This is a genomic window from Aeromonas taiwanensis, assembly GCF_000820165.1.
Classification (GTDB): domain Bacteria; phylum Pseudomonadota; class Gammaproteobacteria; order Enterobacterales; family Aeromonadaceae; genus Aeromonas; species Aeromonas taiwanensis.
The window spans coordinates 95,342-110,405 of the sequence record NZ_CDDD01000101.1; the positions used below are offsets into that span (position 1 = coordinate 95,342).

The window sequence follows — 15,064 nt, forward strand, 5'->3', positions numbered from 1 at the left end:
CGGTGCTGGCCCGCCCGGCAGCAGGCAGCAAAACGGCCATCCGAGGATGGCCGTTGCAGCTGCGTTCTGGGGCATTACTTCTTTTTCTTCTTCGCCGACTTCTTGGCATCCTTCGGCTTTTTCTTCTTCACCGGCACTCGCGCCTCCTTGTGCTTGGGGCGCAGCTCGTCGATCACCCGGCGCTTGAGGCGCTCCTCGGTGTAGCGTTCGATCTTGGCCACCATGGCCATGTCGTGGGCTTCCACCAGGCTGATGGCGCAGCCGCGGTTGCCGGCACGGCCGGTACGGCCGATGCGGTGCACATAGACATCGGCGCCGTAGGGCATGTCGTAGTTGATGACATGACTGACGTTCGGCAGATCGATGCCACGGGCGGCCACGTCGGTGGCGATGAGGAAGGGCACCTCCCCTTCATGGAACTTGCGGATCGACTCGATGCGCTTGGCCTGCTCCATCTCGCCGCGGATCCAGGCGCAGGGCACGCCCGCCGCCTGCAGCTGGCCGGAGAGCTCCGCCAATCGCTCGCGGGTCTTGACGAAGATGATGGCCTTCTGGGTTTCCGGGTTCTTCAGGATGTGCACCAGCAGGGCCAGCTTGTGGGCGGCGTCGTCCGCCAGGTGGACCCACTGGGTGATGGGGCGGCGTTCGCTGCGGGGCGGCTCGGCGTGCAGCTCGACCGGATCTTTGAGGATCTCGCTCGCAAACTTCTCGAGACCGGCCCCTTCCAGAGTGGCGGAGAAGAGCATGGTGTGCTTGCGGTAGCGCGCCTCTTCCACGATGCGGTTCACGTCCTTGATGAAGCCCATGTCCAGCATGCGGTCCGCTTCATCCAGCACCAGCACCTCGATGTCGTGGCTCTCGAACTCCTCTTTCTCGATGTACTCGAGCAGACGGCCCGGGGTCGCCACCACGATGTCGGTGGTCTTGGTCAGGGCGGGCAGCTGCTCTTCGTGGCTCACACCGCCGATGATGGTCTCGATGCTGAGATGGGTGTGCACCGCCAGCGCCTTGGCGTGGGCGCTCACCTGCAGTGCCAGCTCGCGGGTCGGGGTCAGGATCAGCATGCGGCAGGGGCCCGGCTTGCGGCGCGGGAAATCCAGCAGGTGCTGCATGGCCGGCAACAGGAAGGCGGCGGTCTTGCCGGTCCCCGTCGGGGCGGATGCCAGAATATCGCGGCCGTCCAGGGCTGGCTCCAGCACCATCTGCTGGATGGTGGTGGGGCGGGTGAATCCCATCTCGGCCAAGGCCCGGCTGAGGGCTGGATTCAGGTCGAAATCATCAAAGGACTGGCTCATGGCAATACTCGGTCATTAAGGAAACGGCAGATTATAGGCGATTATGTCGTCGGCTCCTATGGTGACTGTGTCTTAGCCGCTATAATCGCCGACCATTTTCTGCGGGCAGGCACAGGACGGGAGCCGGATGGGACGAAACAGCGGTTTTACCTTCAAGCAATTTCACATCGATCACGACCGTTGCGCCATGAAGGTGGGGACCGACGGCATCCTGCTGGGGGCCTGGGCCCCCGTTGCCGGTGCCCGCCGTGTGCTGGACATCGGGGCCGGCAGCGGCCTCATAACCCTGATGCTGGCCCAGCGCACCGCCGACCATTGCATGATTGACGGGGTCGAGCTGGACAAAGATGCAGCCGAACAAGCCAGGGAGAACGTGGCGGCCTCCCCCTGGCACGGCCGGGTCAACATCATAGAGAGCGCCATCCAGGACTATAGTGCCACCCCCTACGACCTCATCGTCTCCAACCCCCCCTACTTCGTGGCAGGCCAGACATTTAGCGACCCGGCAAGGGCGCTGGCACGCCATACGGGGGCGCTGGGTCCCCGCGAATTGCTGGCCGCCAGCCAGCGCCTTTTGAGTCAGGATGGTCTGCTGGCTCTGGTGCTGCCCACGGCGATGGCGGATGAAATTTTATGCATTTCGTCGAGTTATGATCTGCACGCCGTTTGTTATACAGCTGTTATCACCAGGGCCGGAAAAGAGGCAAATCGTGTTTTATTGCTGCTTGGCAGAGGATTAAACAAGTGCGAGAGGGGTGAAATTGTGATCCATTCTGCTGATGGAACCTATTCCGACAGATACATCCAACTAACCAGCCCCTTCTATTTGAAGATGTAAATTTTGCCTTGAACTATTTTTTCACATCATTATGCTGACTACCAAATGAGCGCCCGCTCAAGACCAGTTCAAACCACTGGTCGTGATGAAAAAATCAGCGGGGCTCTTTTTTTTACCCCCGAACAGTACCGGTCACTGACCAATAAAAAACTATAACAAGCAATAGTTTACAAGACAGACGAGGTTGAACTTGACGAAATCACTCACATTGTCCGACGTACTCGGATTGGGCTTCATGACCTTCGCCTTCTATCTGGGCGCAGGCAACATCATCTTCCCGCCCCTGGCCGGCTTCATGGCCGGTGAGCACCTCTCCCTGGCCATGCTGGGCTTCCTGGTTACCGCCGTGGGTCTGCCCCTCATCACCATCATCGCCGTCGCCAAGGCCGGCAACGGCTGGGCCGGCATGACCAAGCTGCTGCCCGCAGGCGTGGCCACCGCACTGGCCGTCGCCATCTACATCATCATAGGCCCGGCCTTTGCCGCCCCCCGCACCGGCCTGGTCGCCTATGAAATGGGCCTCAAGCCCTTCCTCGGCGACATGGGCCAATCCGGTCTGGCCGCTTATACCGTGCTCTTCTTCGGGGTCGCCATCCTGGTCTCTCTCAACCAGGGCAAGCTGATGGACGCCATCGGCAAGTACTTGACCCCGGTCCTGATGGTGCTGCTGCTGACCCTGGCCATCGGCGTCTTCGTCGCCCCCCAGGGCACCATGCCCGCCGCATCCGGTGACTACCAGAGCGCGCCTTTCGTGAAGGGCATCCTGGAAGGCTACAACACCATGGATACTCTGGCGTCCCTGATGTTTGGCGCCCTGATCGTCGATCTGCTGCGCCAGAAAGGCATCAACGACTACCAGAGCCAGTTCAAGTACCTGGCCATCGCGGGCATCATCTCCGCCATCGGCCTGTCCGTGGTCTATGTCTCCCTGTTCCAGCTCGGCAACACCGCTGCCGGCGTCGCCACCGACGTGACCAATGGCGGTGCCATCGTCAACGCCTATGTGCTGAGCCTGTTCGGACAGCCCGGTCAGTTCATTCTGGCCGCCATCATCACCCTGGCCTGCTTCACCACCGCCGTGGGTCTGATCTCCGCCTGTTCCGACTTCTTCCACAACCTCACCGGCATGAGCTACAAGAAACTGGTGGTCTTGCTGGGCGTCATCTGCGCCGTGGTGGCCAACGTGGGCCTGAGCCAGCTCATCAGCCTCTCCATCCCGGTACTGGTCGCCATCTACCCGGTTGCCGTGGCACTGGTGCTGGTCACCTTCCTGAAGGGTTACTTCGGCCGTCCCCGCCTGGTGTTCCGCTCCGTGCTGCTGGTCGCCTTCCTGTTTGGCTGCCTGGACGGCCTGGGTGCTGCCGGCATGAAGATGGATGCATTCGCCTTCCTGCCGCTGTTTGACAAGGGCCTGGCCTGGTTACTGCCGACCCTGCTGGCCTGCGGTCTGGGTGTCATGGTGCGCGGTGGCGATAAACTGGCTGCCGAAGCCGCCTGATATCACGACATCACAAACCAGATAAAAAAAGAGGCCAGCATCCGCTGGCCTCTTTTTTTTGAGTGATCATGGGGACGGGAACGCGCCCCCTATCGACAGGGGATCAGAGCAGGGACACCGGCTTGGGCTTGCCGGCCAGGCCGTACCAGTGGTGCTCAATCCGACCGGCATGCCAGCGCAGGGTGCACCAGGGCTGATCGGCCTGCCAGCGCGGGAAGTTGATCTCCACGCTGTTGTCTTCGTACTTGTAGATGGAGGTGCTGATCTCGATGTCCGACATGATGAGCAGCACGACCCCACCGATGAAACTCCATTTCAGCATCTTCCACATGGCGGTTACTCGAAGCAGATCTCGATGGTGGCACGGCCATACTCAGAGTCGAACGGCATCATGATCTTGGCGCCGTCGGCCCGGTGAGTGATGGTATGATTGGGACCGGAGACGATGACGGGGGTCGCCATGTCGAACTCATACCCCTTCTCCCCCAGCATGCGCTTGGCGCCGCCCGTCACCATATTGGTGATCTCGCCCACCATGTCGGTCACTTCCTCATTGATGGTGGTCGGCGCTTCCCCCAGCATGCGGCGCATGATCTCCAGCGCCAGCCCCTTCTCGAAGCTGATGGAGAGGGAGCCCCGGGTCTGCGGACCCACCATGCCGATGAGGCCGGAGACGTCCCCCCGCGCCAGCTCGTCCGTCTTGCGCTTGGGGGCACCGGGTTTAAGCTCCAGCTGCGCCATGGTGGAGAGCACGTTGAGCAGGGAGAGCAGGAACGGGTTTACAAAATCAGCCTTCATCTTGACTCCCTACGGTGGCAGAGCAGCTCGCACATTGACCATGGGCTTCTATGGTCTTGTTGGTAATAGTAAAACCATGCAGGCGAGCCTGCTCGGAAAAGGCGGCGTCGATGGCCGGATCGTGCAGCTCCACCACCTCCTTGCAGCGATCGCAGATCAGCAGCTGCATCGGATGGGCATGGTCGAAGTGGCAGCAGAAGATGAAGGCGTTGAGCGACTCCACCTTGTGGGCAAATCCCTGCTCGAGCAGAAAGTCGAGGGCCCGATAGACGGTAGGGGGCTTGGCATGGGCCTCGGTCTGCTGCAACTGGGCCAGCAGATCATAGGCGCTGATGGCATTGCCATGGGCGGCAAGCAGCCGGAACACCTGGCGCCGGGTCGGAGTGAAACGGATCCCGCGCTGCTCGCAGAGGCGCTCCGCTCGTTGTAGAAGTTGGTCTTGATTCATGTTCACGCAGATACCCTGTCAATTAGCCGGATACTATCACAGGGCCTCCCTGGCGCGGGGACAAAATTCATTTTCGGAGCCTGTCTCACGTTGTGGTAGAATCCGCCCCCTTGTTTGGCCAACCCGGATGATTTTTATGCAGGCGCAGCGCTTCTCCATCGCCCCCATGCTGGACTGGACCGATCGGCATTGCCGTTACTTCCACCGTCTGATGACCCGTCAGACCCTGCTCTATACCGAGATGGTAACCACGGGCGCCATCATCCACGGCAAGGGGGACTACCTGGGCTACAGCGAGCAGGAGCACCCCATCGCCTTGCAACTGGGTGGCAGCAACCCGGCGGATCTGGCTCGCTGTGCCAGGTTGGCCGAGGAGCGTGGCTATGACGAGGTCAACCTCAACGTGGGTTGCCCGTCTGATCGTGTCCAGAACGGCCGCTTCGGCGCCTGCCTGATGGGCGAACCCGCCCTGGTGGCCGACTGCATCAAGGCGATGCGCGACGTGGTGGATATTCCGGTGACCGTGAAGACCCGCATCGGCATCGACGAGCAGGACTCCTACGAGTTTTTGCAGGCTTTCATCGAGCAAGTGCGGGATGCCGGCTGCGATACCTTTATCGTCCACGCCCGCAAGGCCTGGCTGAGCGGCCTGAGTCCGAAAGAGAACCGCGAGATCCCGCCGCTGGACTACCCCCGCGTCTACCAGGTCAAGCGAGATTATCCGGATCTGACCATCGCCATCAACGGGGGCGTCACCAGCCTGGAGCAGTCCCTCGAACACCTGCAACACCTCGACGGGGTCATGATGGGACGCGAGGCCTACCAGAACCCCTACATCCTGGCCGAGGTCGACAACCGGATCTTCGGCATGACCGGCGAGGTGCCAAGCCGCCACGAGGTGGTGCGGATGATGCTGCCCTATATGGAGCAGGAGCTGGCCAAGGGCAACTACCTCTCCCACATGACGCGCCACATGCTGGGCCTGTTCCAGAACATGCAGGGCGCCCGTGCCTGGCGCCGTCATCTCAGCGAAAACGCCTGCAAGCCCGGGGCCGACATCCAGGTGGTGCTGGACGCCATGGCCAAGGTGCCGGAATTCGCGCCAGCCGACTCGGTGGAATAAGCATGTATCGCTTCACCGGTTCCTGGCTGCACAAGGCGCTGGTCCGCCTCTGTGCCGGCCTGCTCGCCATCCTGGGCATCAAGCTCAGCGCCTTCTACTTCATCGGACTGCTGATCGTGCTGGGGCTGCACCGGGATCAGATCCTGGGCTGACCCTGGCTGACAAGATAGAGACAAGTAAAAGCCGGAGCAGCGATGCTCCGGCTTTTTTGTCTGCGGCGCGGACCATTCTGGGCCAGGCTCACTCCTCCAGCGCCACGAATTGTAGCTCCGGGGGAGAAGAGGTCAGCACGTCGGCGCAGTAATCCCAGGTCGAGATGCGATAGTGCTGCAAGTCTTCATCCAGATGCAGGCCATCGGATTCCTGATGGAACCAGCTGGCGAAACGGGACGGGGTGATCAGCTGGATCTGCTCCTCGATGACGTGGCTGTCACGCCCTTCCGCCAGATCACAGTCCTCCATCACCCTCACCGCGAAGATGTGGCGGAAGCTGACCCGGCACATGGGCTGTGGCGGCAGGTCGATGCTACGGGCGCGACCCAGCATGACGATCAGGGTATCGCTCCAGATGTCCTGGTGCAGCTCGGCCACCACCAGGCCGGGGGGAAGCTGGCGAGCGGGGGCCCAGGGGATGGCCACCTGCCGAATGGCATTCTTCTGTTCCATATCCACCTCACTACAGCGCATGCCATATCCTGAGTGTATCTGAAACCAATTCCAATGAAGATGGCAAGAAAAAACCCGGCAGGTGCCGGGTTTCATTTGATTACTTAACGCGATTACTTGACGGCGTCTTTCAGCGCCTTGCCTGCCACAAAGGACGGCACATTGGCGGCTGCAATCTGGATCTCTTTGCCAGTCTGCGGGTTGCGACCGGTGCGGCCCGCGCGATGGTTGACCTTGAAGGTACCAAAACCCACCAACTGAACGGCATCGCCCTCTTTCAGGCTCTGGGTAATACCATTGATGATCTCTTCCAGAGCGACTTTGGCCTGAGCTTTGCTCAGGTCTGCTTTGGCGGCAATTGCATCGACAAGTTGAGCTTTGTTCATAACATTTCCTTTATGATCGGGCATTTAGCACCGGGCCACTCTATTCAAAAAAAAACACTCAGGCAAAGGCTTTATCAGCCGGATTGGCTTGAATGCTGGGGTTTTCATCAAGATCTGCGGAAATAGTCACATATCTCGTCCCTTTGCCTTCCAGATGGGTGACGGGACGCGAGAATCCGGCGGAGACTTGTATGCGGCCCCCTGCCTGATGTAACAATATCCCTACACTCCTATTGACGGTCAACAGGATTTTCCCTAGTTATAGGAGTGTCGTCAGTCGATGAGAATGACCGGAGGCGTGCGGCCAGGGTGTCGCAGGCCATGCCCATGGAGGGACTATGTTAACTGAACTGGAAAAAACCAAGCGCGCACTGGCAGGCAAGCACAGAGCGATAGACGACTGGCTGGATGCCAGGCAGGCGTTGCTGGTCGAGTACATGCGGCTCGCCGGGCTCATGCCGACCCGCGCCAAACAACGCTCCCTTCCCGGCCATGTCGAGCTGCAACGCTTCTGCGAACAGCTGGTCGACTACGTCAGCGCCGGTCATTTCGAGATCTACAACCACGTGGTTACCGCCTTCGAGCAGGCCAGCGGCGACAAGCTGGAACTGGCCAAGCGCATCTACCCCCACATCCGGGCCTGCACCGAGTTCGCACTGGAATTCAACGACAAGTACAGCAATGCCGACGAGGCCCAGCTGCTGCAACTCGACGAAGATCTGAATCAGCTGGGGCCCGTCCTGGAGGACAGGTTCAAGCAGGAAGACAGACTGGTCAAGGCGTTGCAGGTCGTCGAGTCCCTCAGTCATCAGCGGGTCTGATAGCCAATACCGGAGCCAGTTCAAGATCCTGATGTGCCAGCTGCATTACACTCTGGGACATGAACGACTAGCCCTGTGCTCGCACGCAGACCGGAGACGACCATGGCCGAGCGCCGCCACTTTACACGCATCTTCTATTTGACCGCCGCCAAGCTCACCCAGGGCGCGAACCGGTGGCACACCCAGCTGGTCGATGTCTCCCTGCAGGGAGCCCTGCTGCTCAGGCCCGAGGAGTGGTCCCCCGGCGACGACAAGGAGTACGAGATCAGCTTCATGCTGGGGGGCAGCGACATCGAGATAAGGATGCAGGTCGAGCTGACCCACGTGGCCAGCAAGAAGCTCGGTTTCTATTGCCACCACATCGACATCGACAGCGCGACCCATCTCAAGCGGATGATCGAGCTGAACATAGGGGAGGAGCAGCTGCTCTATCGCGAGCTGGAACAACTGCTGCAAGAGCACAGGGAGCACATTCCCCCGACCGCGCCCTGACAAGGGTCAGAGAACAAAAAGGAGCGTCTCGACGCTCCTTTTGTTTTCCATCACTTTTTGCTTTGTCTCACAAGGCCTCGAGGGCATCGGAGAGCTTCTTCACCGGCACCACCTCCATCCCCTCGATGGGATGCTTGGGGGCATTGGCGTGGGGCACTATGGCTCTGCGGAAGCCGTGCTTGGCCGCCTCCTGCAGCCGCTCCTGACCGGAGGGCACGGGCCGGATCTCGCCGGACAATCCCACCTCCCCAAAGACCACCAGATCCTTGGGCAGGGCCTGATCCCGGAAGCTGGAGACCATGGCCAGCAGCAGTGCCAGATCCGCGCTGGTCTCCTCGACCTTGACCCCGCCGACCACGTTGATGAAGACGTCCTGATCCGCCATCTGCAACCCGCCGTGGCGATGCAGCACCGCCAGCAGCATGGCGAGACGGTTGTGATCCATGCCCACCGCCACACGGCGCGGATTGGAGAGCTGGGAGTAGTCCACCAGCGCCTGCAGCTCCACCAGCAGGGGACGGGTTCCCTCCCAGATCACCATGACGATGGATCCCGGAGCCTGCTCCTCCCCGCGGCTCAGGAAGATGGCGGAGGGGTTGCTCACCTCCTTCATTCCCTGCCCCGTCATGGCAAAGACGCCGAGCTCGTTGACCGCGCCGAAGCGGTTCTTGTGGGAACGCAGGGTCCGGAAACGGGAGTCATGCCCGCCATCCAGCAGCACGGAGCAGTCGATGCAGTGCTCCAGCACCTTGGGACCGGCCAGGGTGCCGTCCTTGGTGACATGGCCCACCATGAAGATGGCCACGTGGTTCTGCTTGGCATAGCGGGTCAGCAGGGCGGCCGCCTCCCGCACCTGGGAGACGGAGCCCGGCGCGGACTGCACGTCCGCCACGTGCATCACCTGGATGGAGTCGATGACCATGATCTGGGGCTGCTCCTGCTGGGCGATGAGGCAGATCTGCTCGACACTGGTCTCCGACAGCATGCGCAGCTTGTCGGTGGGCAGGCCCAGACGACTGGCACGCATGGCCACCTGCTGCAGCGACTCCTCGCCGGTGACATACAGGGTCTTCATGCGCTCCGCCAACCCGCACATGGTCTGCAACAGCAGGGTCGACTTGCCCGCCCCGGGATTGCCGCCGATCAGGATGGCAGAACCGGGCACTACACCGCCCCCAAGCACCCGATCCAGCTCCTTGAAGCCCGAGCTGAAGCGGGGGATCTCGGTCGTGGCGATCTCCGCCAGCGTCTGCACCTGACTGCCGATGGCACCGGCATAACCGGTGTAGCGGGCGCTCTTGCCGGGTGTCGCAACCCCCAGTCTCACCTCGGTGATGGTGTTCCACTCCTTGCACTCGCCACACTGGCCTTGCCAGCGGCTGAAGGCGGCACCACATTCGGAACAAACATAGGCGGTTTTGTTTTTGGCCATGGATAACTCGGGGACAGGATGAATTCCTGCTTGATATACTGGTTTGCGACCGACAGATCAAACCCAGAATCGGAAAAGTGACTTTCCGCGGCAGGAATACATGGATTCAGAACAGCCCCTACACCTGATAGAACAACTCGTCCCCCTGCTTCGGGAAAAGGACTTCGACGACATCTTCAACCGCTTGACCCAGAACGAGAATACCAACAGTCGTTTCTTGCTGAAGATGGAGCTCAAGCGCAAGTGTACCCCCTGCCGGCGCGTGATCGACATGCGCAACGAGCTCGGTGCCCTCTGCCATGTCCACGAGTTCGACGGGGTGATCCACTTCATGCCTGCCGAGGCCATCGAGCTGTTTCAGTCCCAGTGCTACCTCTACCGGGACAGCTATACCCTGGGGGTCTACGAGACGCTGCAAGCCTGGTACAAGCTCAATCAGGGGCGCAGCGACAACCTCGCCCTGCCGCTCAACCCAGTTCGCGCCTTCGATGTCAGCGCCATACCCTTCGCCAGCCACTATGGCCGCCAGGAGGAGCGCATGCACTTCAGCTCCCCCATGGTGCTGCGCCTGGCCAGCGGGGAAAAACTGCAGGCCAAGAGTTCGGACATCTCCCTCGGCGGGATCCGGGTCTCGGTGCCCTATCTGCCCCAATACCAGAGCGGCGATCAGGTCGACGTCTTCTTCACCGGCCTGGAGCGTGAGCACCCCCACCCCATGCTGCGCCAGCCGATCGGCTACCAGATCCTGGGGGAGGAGCAGAAAGAGGGCAAATACTGGCTCCGCCTGCTCAAGAGCGGCGACACCCCTGCCTTCGACGACCTCCTGCGCGACTTCATCGAGCGCAACCGAAGCCGTTACCGGGTCAGCGTCGACTACCTGCTGTCGGCCGCCGTCATCAAGGGGTATGAGCAGTTCTATCTGCCGCGCATGACGGGCATGCCGCTCTTCTTCGGCAAGGGCAGCACCCCGGCCCTCGAGATCGCCCTGCGCACCGAGAACAACCAGCACATCCTCGAGTACTGGCGCGACGCCAAGAACCGCGACATGCTCGCCACCCTGTTCACGGCGGCGCGGATGCCCTCCCTGCTGCCGGGCAAGGAGGGGCTGCGCGAAACCCTGATCTACAGCTTCACCCATTCGGTGCGCAGCCACCTCTACTTCTTCTCCGCCACCCGGGAGGAGCTGGAGCAGAGCGGGCTGACGGCCCTGTTCTTCCAGATAGGCTCCCGCCGCCCCAGCTGGCGAGTCTACAAATTCAGCCTGGAGGCCTGCACGCTGCACGAAGCCGACCTCGACAGCCAGAAGGGCGGCGCAGGGCACCACCTGCAGGACATGCTGCTACGCGAGCGGCTCGGCCGCCTGGGCTATGTGGGCATGCTGCAGGAGATCGGGCTCGACACCCAGCGCGACGAATTCCAGTTCGACGCCAGCCAGACCCACAATGCCAACGCCTTGCAGCGCTTTGGCCACGACATTCATGCCGTCCCCTTCGAGACAGAGACGCTGCACTATGTGCAGCTGCGCAAGGAGGCCCGCTATGTACACAAGACAGCCATAGTGCTGCGCCACAAGGAGCGCGCCTGGGTCGGCTGGACTCGCGACATCTCGGCCCACGGCATGCAAATCGAGCTGGAGGAGCCCCTCGACGGGGAAAAGGGGGACATCATCCGGGTCGCCCTGCCCCGTTTGCAGGATCTCGCCAGGAACATGGATCTGCAGCACCTGCCCTATCGGCTGGTCAGCCTCAATCTGAGCCGTACCGTGCTGCACCTCTGCATCGAGGGGGAGGCGGAGCGCCACATCGGCCACCAGTTCTTCAGCCTGCTCATCGAGAGCAACCAGAACAAGCTCAAGACCACGGTGGAGCACAAGCGCTATCGCGGCATGGCCCGTGCCCTGCGCAACCTCTATACCCATCACCTGTTCAATACCCCTATCTATGTGAACAAACTCAAGGCGGCCCCCAGGCCGGCCGCAGCCGGCCTCTCTTCCCGGCCGCGCAGCCTCTCCCGGCTGCTGCGAAGCTGTGCCGAGCAAGAGGACCAGCTCAACCTCTACCCCCTTCTCCAGGGGGCGCTGCTCAAGACGCTGCTGCTCGACCCCCTGCGCACCATCGTTCGGGAAGACAAGCCGGAAGAGGAGGAGGTCTACATCGCCAACCTCCACTCACAGGGCGGCGCCCCCCTGTTTCGCAGCCACCTGGCCAGCAGTTTTGTGTCGGTGGAGCAGAAGCGCCACTTCATCGAACTGGCCCTGCAACAGGGGGAGTTCTACTCGGTACTGGTCGGCATCTCCCGTACCGGCCGCCCGGATACCAGCTTCATCGCCAACGAGCTCGACTACATCGCCAAGTTCGCCATTCACAAGGCCAAGAAACTGGAGGAGGAGCTGTGGAGTGTCGTGGGGGTGGTTGAGCTGACCGACACCACCGAGGCCACCCTGTTCCGCCTCGGCATACCGTCAGGTACGCCTTAGCCGGTGGAGCCAGGCGCCACAACGAACAACGGGCACCAGAGGTGCCCGTTGTTCGTGTATCACGCCGCCTGGGGATTGCGCAGCCAGGCGAGGATCTCGGGGAAGTGATCCTCCTGGGCCTGGGGCGCCGTCAGCATGTTGATGTGGTCGTAATCGAGCCGATTGCCGTTGTCCCGTCCGAGGCGGGTGTGCCGCACGGCCGAGCCCATCTCGTCGCTGAAGCGCCGCACGTCGACGGGATGGCCCAGCACCTTGTCGGCCTTGGCCGAGATCATCCAGAGCGGTGGCCAGTTGACCCCGGCCGCCGCCTCGTCATAGGCAAAACCATCGAACGGATCCCGCCAGGGGCCGCACTTCACCCAGGGAATGGTCTCCTGCAGATAGCGCAGGGGCTCGTCGTCGGCCCCGATCTTCAACCTGCGAGCCGCAAGGAAGCCGCTGTGCCGTGCCAGCCAGGGGGCCAGGCGGTTCCAGATCAGATCCACCTTCAACCAGCGCTCCGGGCTCTGTACCGAGACCCCCCGCTTGGTGCCGAAGAACACCAGGCTCGCGATCTCGTCCGCCAGCGCGGGGAAGCGCACCAGGGTGGACGCCATGATGACCCCGCCCCAGGAGTGGGCCATCCAGTGCACTCGGGCACCGGCATGGCGGGCAGACACCCAGCGTTGCAGGGCGGGCAGATCCTCGGTGATGAGCTCATGCTGGCCGTGACCGGCCCGCTCGGCGATGGCCGGGGTGCTCTGCCCCCGGCCACGCAGGTCCGCCACATAGACCTGATAACCGTGCCGTGCCAGGAAGCAGGCCAGCCCCTTGCCGGACTCGGTGTAGAAGATGCGGCCGTTCTCGATGGCGCCGTGCACCATCAGAATGGGATCCGCGTGCACGGCCACACCGGGCTGGATATGGCGTACGTGCAGCCGGTGTTCGCCGCAGGGGACGAACAGGGATTGTTGCAACAGTTCCATCTTGTTCTCGGCTCCTCCTTGAGCAGACTCAGCCCCAGCGCAGATCTCGGCAGGCGAGCGCACCGAGCAGACAGAGCACCCCTTCCAGATCGTGGTGATTGAGGGTCGCCGCCGCCTGGGCGCGCACCAGGGGTTTGGCGTGGATGGCGATGCCAAGACCGGCCACCCCCATCATCTTGAGATCGTTGGCGCCATCGCCGACGGCCACCGTCTGTGCGGCGGGGATCCCGTGCTCCTCGGCCATGCGCTGCAGCACCTCGGCCTTGACGGCGGCATCGACGATGGCGCCGCTCACCTGGCCAGTCAGCAAGCCCCCTTCCACCGCCAGCTCATTGGCGAAGATGGCGTCCAGACCCAGTGCCCGCTGCAATGCCCCGGCAAAACGGGTGAAGCCGCCCGATGCGATGGCCACCTTCCAGCCGGCCTCTTTGAGGGTATCGACCATCAGCTGCAGGCCCGGCATCCAGGGCATGTCGGCCGCCACCTCGTCGAGGATGGTGACAGGCGCCCCTTCCAGCAGGGCGACTCTGGCCCGCAGGCTGTCGGCGAACTCCAGCTTGCCCTGCATGGCAGCCGCCGTGACGGCCGCCACCTGCTCACCGACGCCAGCCAGCCGTGCGATCTCGTCGATGCATTCGATCCGGATGGCGGTGGAATCCATGTCCATCACCAGCAGGCCTGGCTCACTCAGGGTGGGCAGGGCGGCCAGATGGCAGAGATCGATGTCCCACTCCTGACTCTTCAGGGCCTGCACCAGCTCGGGAGAGAAACGGTCCGTCCCGAGCAGCAGCAGGGGAATGCCGGCCTGCCCCCCCACGGGATAGAGGCTCGCCGCCATGTCATGACTGGCCAGCAGGCCGGCCAGGCGGGCCAGATGACCGGCCTCCAGCCCCTTGCCAAACAGGACGATCCAGGCACCGTCATGGGCACTGGCCGCCGGCAGCAAGGCTTCGGGAGTGAGCTGCCAGCAGGGGGCGCTGCACAGGGCGGTGGACCAGTCGTGCAGGGAACGGGGGAGTTGGGACAACAACATAAGAGAGACGCCTTCCTTGGAAATCATGGGGTTCATCATGCCGACCCAGAGTAGCGTATTGCTTTTTGTACAGGCAAGCGCCAAGATCCCGCGTGCCGGGCGGGCAAGCCGTCCGCCTTCCTAGTTCATCCATCACCAGAGGCCTGCGCCGTGCGTCACCTTCCCATCAAACGAGTCATCAGCCTGGCGGCGGGGATCCTGCTCGGTCTCTGGGTGCTGGTGCTGCTCATTCACATGCAGGGAGAGAGTCAGGCCGCGCTGCACAGTGCTGCGCGGGAGCGGGCCCAGGCACTGGTCGCCTATGCCGCCCGTGACATGAGGCGCTGGATCAAGGAAGACAAGGAGAGCGAGCTGGAGAGGCTGGCCCAGGATCTGGCTGCCGAGCCCGACATCCTGGATGTCACCCTGTATGACGCCCGCGGCATTCCCCTCGCCCAGTCGGACAAGGCCGTGCCCCTGGACAGCCTGCTGCCCATCGGCACCGACAACAAGTCCCTGCCGGAACAGGGCAAGGGGCGCGTCCAGTTCGTGCAGGAGATCCTGGAGGGGAACCTGACCCTGGGCTACCTGAGGATCACCCTGGAAGAGCAGAAGCTGCTGGCTGCGCAGGATACCCACCTCAAGGTGAATCAGGAGAAGCAGCGCCTGATGCTGCTCGTCATGTTGCTTGCCGGCCTGCTCATCTCCTACGGGGTGCGCCGCAACTACGTGCGGGTTCGCAAGCACAAGAAGCAGAGCAAGCCGGTCACACCGCAAGAAGGGGGGTAGATCGCGCCAGCCCGCTTGTATATAA

At 62.3% G+C, this 15,064-nt stretch carries 17 protein-coding genes; 8 read left to right on the top strand and 9 right to left on the bottom strand.

The window, feature by feature from the left end; all coding sequences use genetic code 11:
- Positions 1 to 74 precede the first annotated feature (74 nt).
- Positions 75 to 1,295 carry an ATP-dependent RNA helicase SrmB gene (srmB, locus tag BN1136_RS18080; RefSeq protein WP_043757511.1) on the bottom strand — a complete coding sequence of 407 codons (1,221 nt, stop codon included), beginning with the start codon at positions 1,293 to 1,295 and terminating at the stop codon, positions 75 to 77.
- 127 nt (positions 1,296 to 1,422) lie between these two features.
- On the opposite strand from srmB, the gene BN1136_RS18085 reads away from it, so the two are divergent.
- Entirely contained in the window at positions 1,423 to 2,133 is a 711-nt protein-coding gene (locus BN1136_RS18085) for a tRNA1(Val) (adenine(37)-N6)-methyltransferase (RefSeq protein ID WP_043757508.1), read from the top strand.
- A gap of 235 nt (positions 2,134 to 2,368) precedes the next feature.
- The gene (gene brnQ, locus BN1136_RS18090) at positions 2,369 to 3,631 is read left to right on the top strand and encodes a branched-chain amino acid transport system II carrier protein (protein ID WP_043757542.1); all 1,263 of its coding nucleotides are present in this window, start codon (positions 2,369 to 2,371) and stop codon (positions 3,629 to 3,631) included.
- 103 nt (positions 3,632 to 3,734) lie between these two features.
- Here brnQ and BN1136_RS18095 read toward each other — a convergent pair whose 3' ends face one another.
- From BN1136_RS18095 to zur, 3 genes are read right to left on the bottom strand one after another with little or no spacing between them, the layout of a single operon-like run.
- Positions 3,735 to 3,962, bottom strand: coding sequence for an immunoglobulin domain-containing protein (locus BN1136_RS18095; RefSeq protein ID WP_043757505.1), 228 nt, complete (start codon positions 3,960 to 3,962; stop codon positions 3,735 to 3,737).
- Between the two features lie 5 nt (positions 3,963 to 3,967).
- Positions 3,968 to 4,429 carry a chemotaxis protein CheX gene (locus tag BN1136_RS18100; RefSeq protein WP_043757502.1) on the bottom strand — a complete coding sequence of 154 codons (462 nt, stop codon included), beginning with the start codon at positions 4,427 to 4,429 and terminating at the stop codon, positions 3,968 to 3,970.
- Positions 4,419 to 4,877, bottom strand: a complete 459-nt coding sequence (gene zur / locus BN1136_RS18105; protein WP_043757539.1) for a zinc uptake transcriptional repressor Zur — start codon at positions 4,875 to 4,877, stop codon at positions 4,419 to 4,421. The genes BN1136_RS18100 and zur overlap by 11 nt, the downstream gene beginning before the upstream one ends.
- A 136-nt stretch (positions 4,878 to 5,013) precedes the next feature.
- On the opposite strand from zur, the gene dusA reads away from it, so the two are divergent.
- Positions 5,014 to 6,000, top strand: a complete 987-nt coding sequence (dusA, locus tag BN1136_RS18110; RefSeq protein ID WP_043757499.1) for a tRNA dihydrouridine(20/20a) synthase DusA — start codon at positions 5,014 to 5,016, stop codon at positions 5,998 to 6,000.
- A 2-nt stretch (positions 6,001 to 6,002) separates the two neighbouring features.
- Complete coding sequence (locus BN1136_RS20065) at positions 6,003 to 6,152, top strand: hypothetical protein (RefSeq protein WP_081843590.1); 150 nt, start codon at positions 6,003 to 6,005, stop codon at positions 6,150 to 6,152.
- Positions 6,153 to 6,240: 88 nt separating this feature from the next.
- Here the strand turns inward: BN1136_RS20065 and BN1136_RS18115 are convergent, their stop codons facing one another.
- Both BN1136_RS18115 and hupA read right to left on the bottom strand, forming a co-directional pair.
- Positions 6,241 to 6,666 (bottom strand): hypothetical protein, encoded by a 426-nt coding sequence (locus BN1136_RS18115; protein WP_043809030.1) that lies wholly within the window; start codon positions 6,664 to 6,666, stop codon positions 6,241 to 6,243.
- Positions 6,667 to 6,779: 113 nt separating this feature from the next.
- Positions 6,780 to 7,052, bottom strand: coding sequence for a nucleoid-associated protein HU-alpha (gene hupA, locus BN1136_RS18120; protein WP_005305063.1), 273 nt, complete (start codon positions 7,050 to 7,052; stop codon positions 6,780 to 6,782).
- 338 nt (positions 7,053 to 7,390) lie between these two features.
- Between hupA and BN1136_RS18125 the strand changes: the two genes are divergently transcribed.
- Together BN1136_RS18125 and BN1136_RS18130 are read left to right on the top strand one after the other, a co-directional pair.
- Positions 7,391 to 7,873 (top strand): Rsd/AlgQ family anti-sigma factor, encoded by a 483-nt coding sequence (locus tag BN1136_RS18125; RefSeq protein ID WP_043757493.1) that lies wholly within the window; start codon positions 7,391 to 7,393, stop codon positions 7,871 to 7,873.
- A 102-nt stretch (positions 7,874 to 7,975) separates the two neighbouring features.
- Positions 7,976 to 8,365 carry a PilZ domain-containing protein gene (locus BN1136_RS18130; RefSeq protein WP_043757491.1) on the top strand — a complete coding sequence of 130 codons (390 nt, stop codon included), beginning with the start codon at positions 7,976 to 7,978 and terminating at the stop codon, positions 8,363 to 8,365.
- Between the two features lie 67 nt (positions 8,366 to 8,432).
- Here BN1136_RS18130 and radA read toward each other — a convergent pair whose 3' ends face one another.
- Positions 8,433 to 9,797 (bottom strand): DNA repair protein RadA, encoded by a 1,365-nt coding sequence (gene radA, locus BN1136_RS18135; RefSeq protein ID WP_043757488.1) that lies wholly within the window; start codon positions 9,795 to 9,797, stop codon positions 8,433 to 8,435.
- Positions 9,798 to 9,897: 100 nt separating this feature from the next.
- Between radA and BN1136_RS18140 the strand changes: the two genes are divergently transcribed.
- The gene (locus BN1136_RS18140; protein ID WP_043757485.1) at positions 9,898 to 12,273 is read left to right on the top strand and encodes a PilZ domain-containing protein; all 2,376 of its coding nucleotides are present in this window, start codon (positions 9,898 to 9,900) and stop codon (positions 12,271 to 12,273) included.
- Positions 12,274 to 12,332: 59 nt separating this feature from the next.
- Here BN1136_RS18140 and BN1136_RS18145 read toward each other — a convergent pair whose 3' ends face one another.
- Both BN1136_RS18145 and serB read right to left on the bottom strand, forming a co-directional pair.
- The gene (locus tag BN1136_RS18145) at positions 12,333 to 13,238 is read right to left on the bottom strand and encodes an alpha/beta fold hydrolase (RefSeq protein ID WP_043757482.1); all 906 of its coding nucleotides are present in this window, start codon (positions 13,236 to 13,238) and stop codon (positions 12,333 to 12,335) included.
- A 28-nt stretch (positions 13,239 to 13,266) separates the two neighbouring features.
- Complete coding sequence (gene serB / locus BN1136_RS18150; RefSeq protein ID WP_043757479.1) at positions 13,267 to 14,271, bottom strand: phosphoserine phosphatase SerB; 1,005 nt, start codon at positions 14,269 to 14,271, stop codon at positions 13,267 to 13,269.
- A gap of 150 nt (positions 14,272 to 14,421) precedes the next feature.
- Between serB and BN1136_RS18155 the strand changes: the two genes are divergently transcribed.
- Positions 14,422 to 15,039, top strand: coding sequence for an AhpA/YtjB family protein (locus tag BN1136_RS18155; RefSeq protein WP_043757478.1), 618 nt, complete (start codon positions 14,422 to 14,424; stop codon positions 15,037 to 15,039).
- Positions 15,040 to 15,064: the final 25 nt, after the last annotated feature.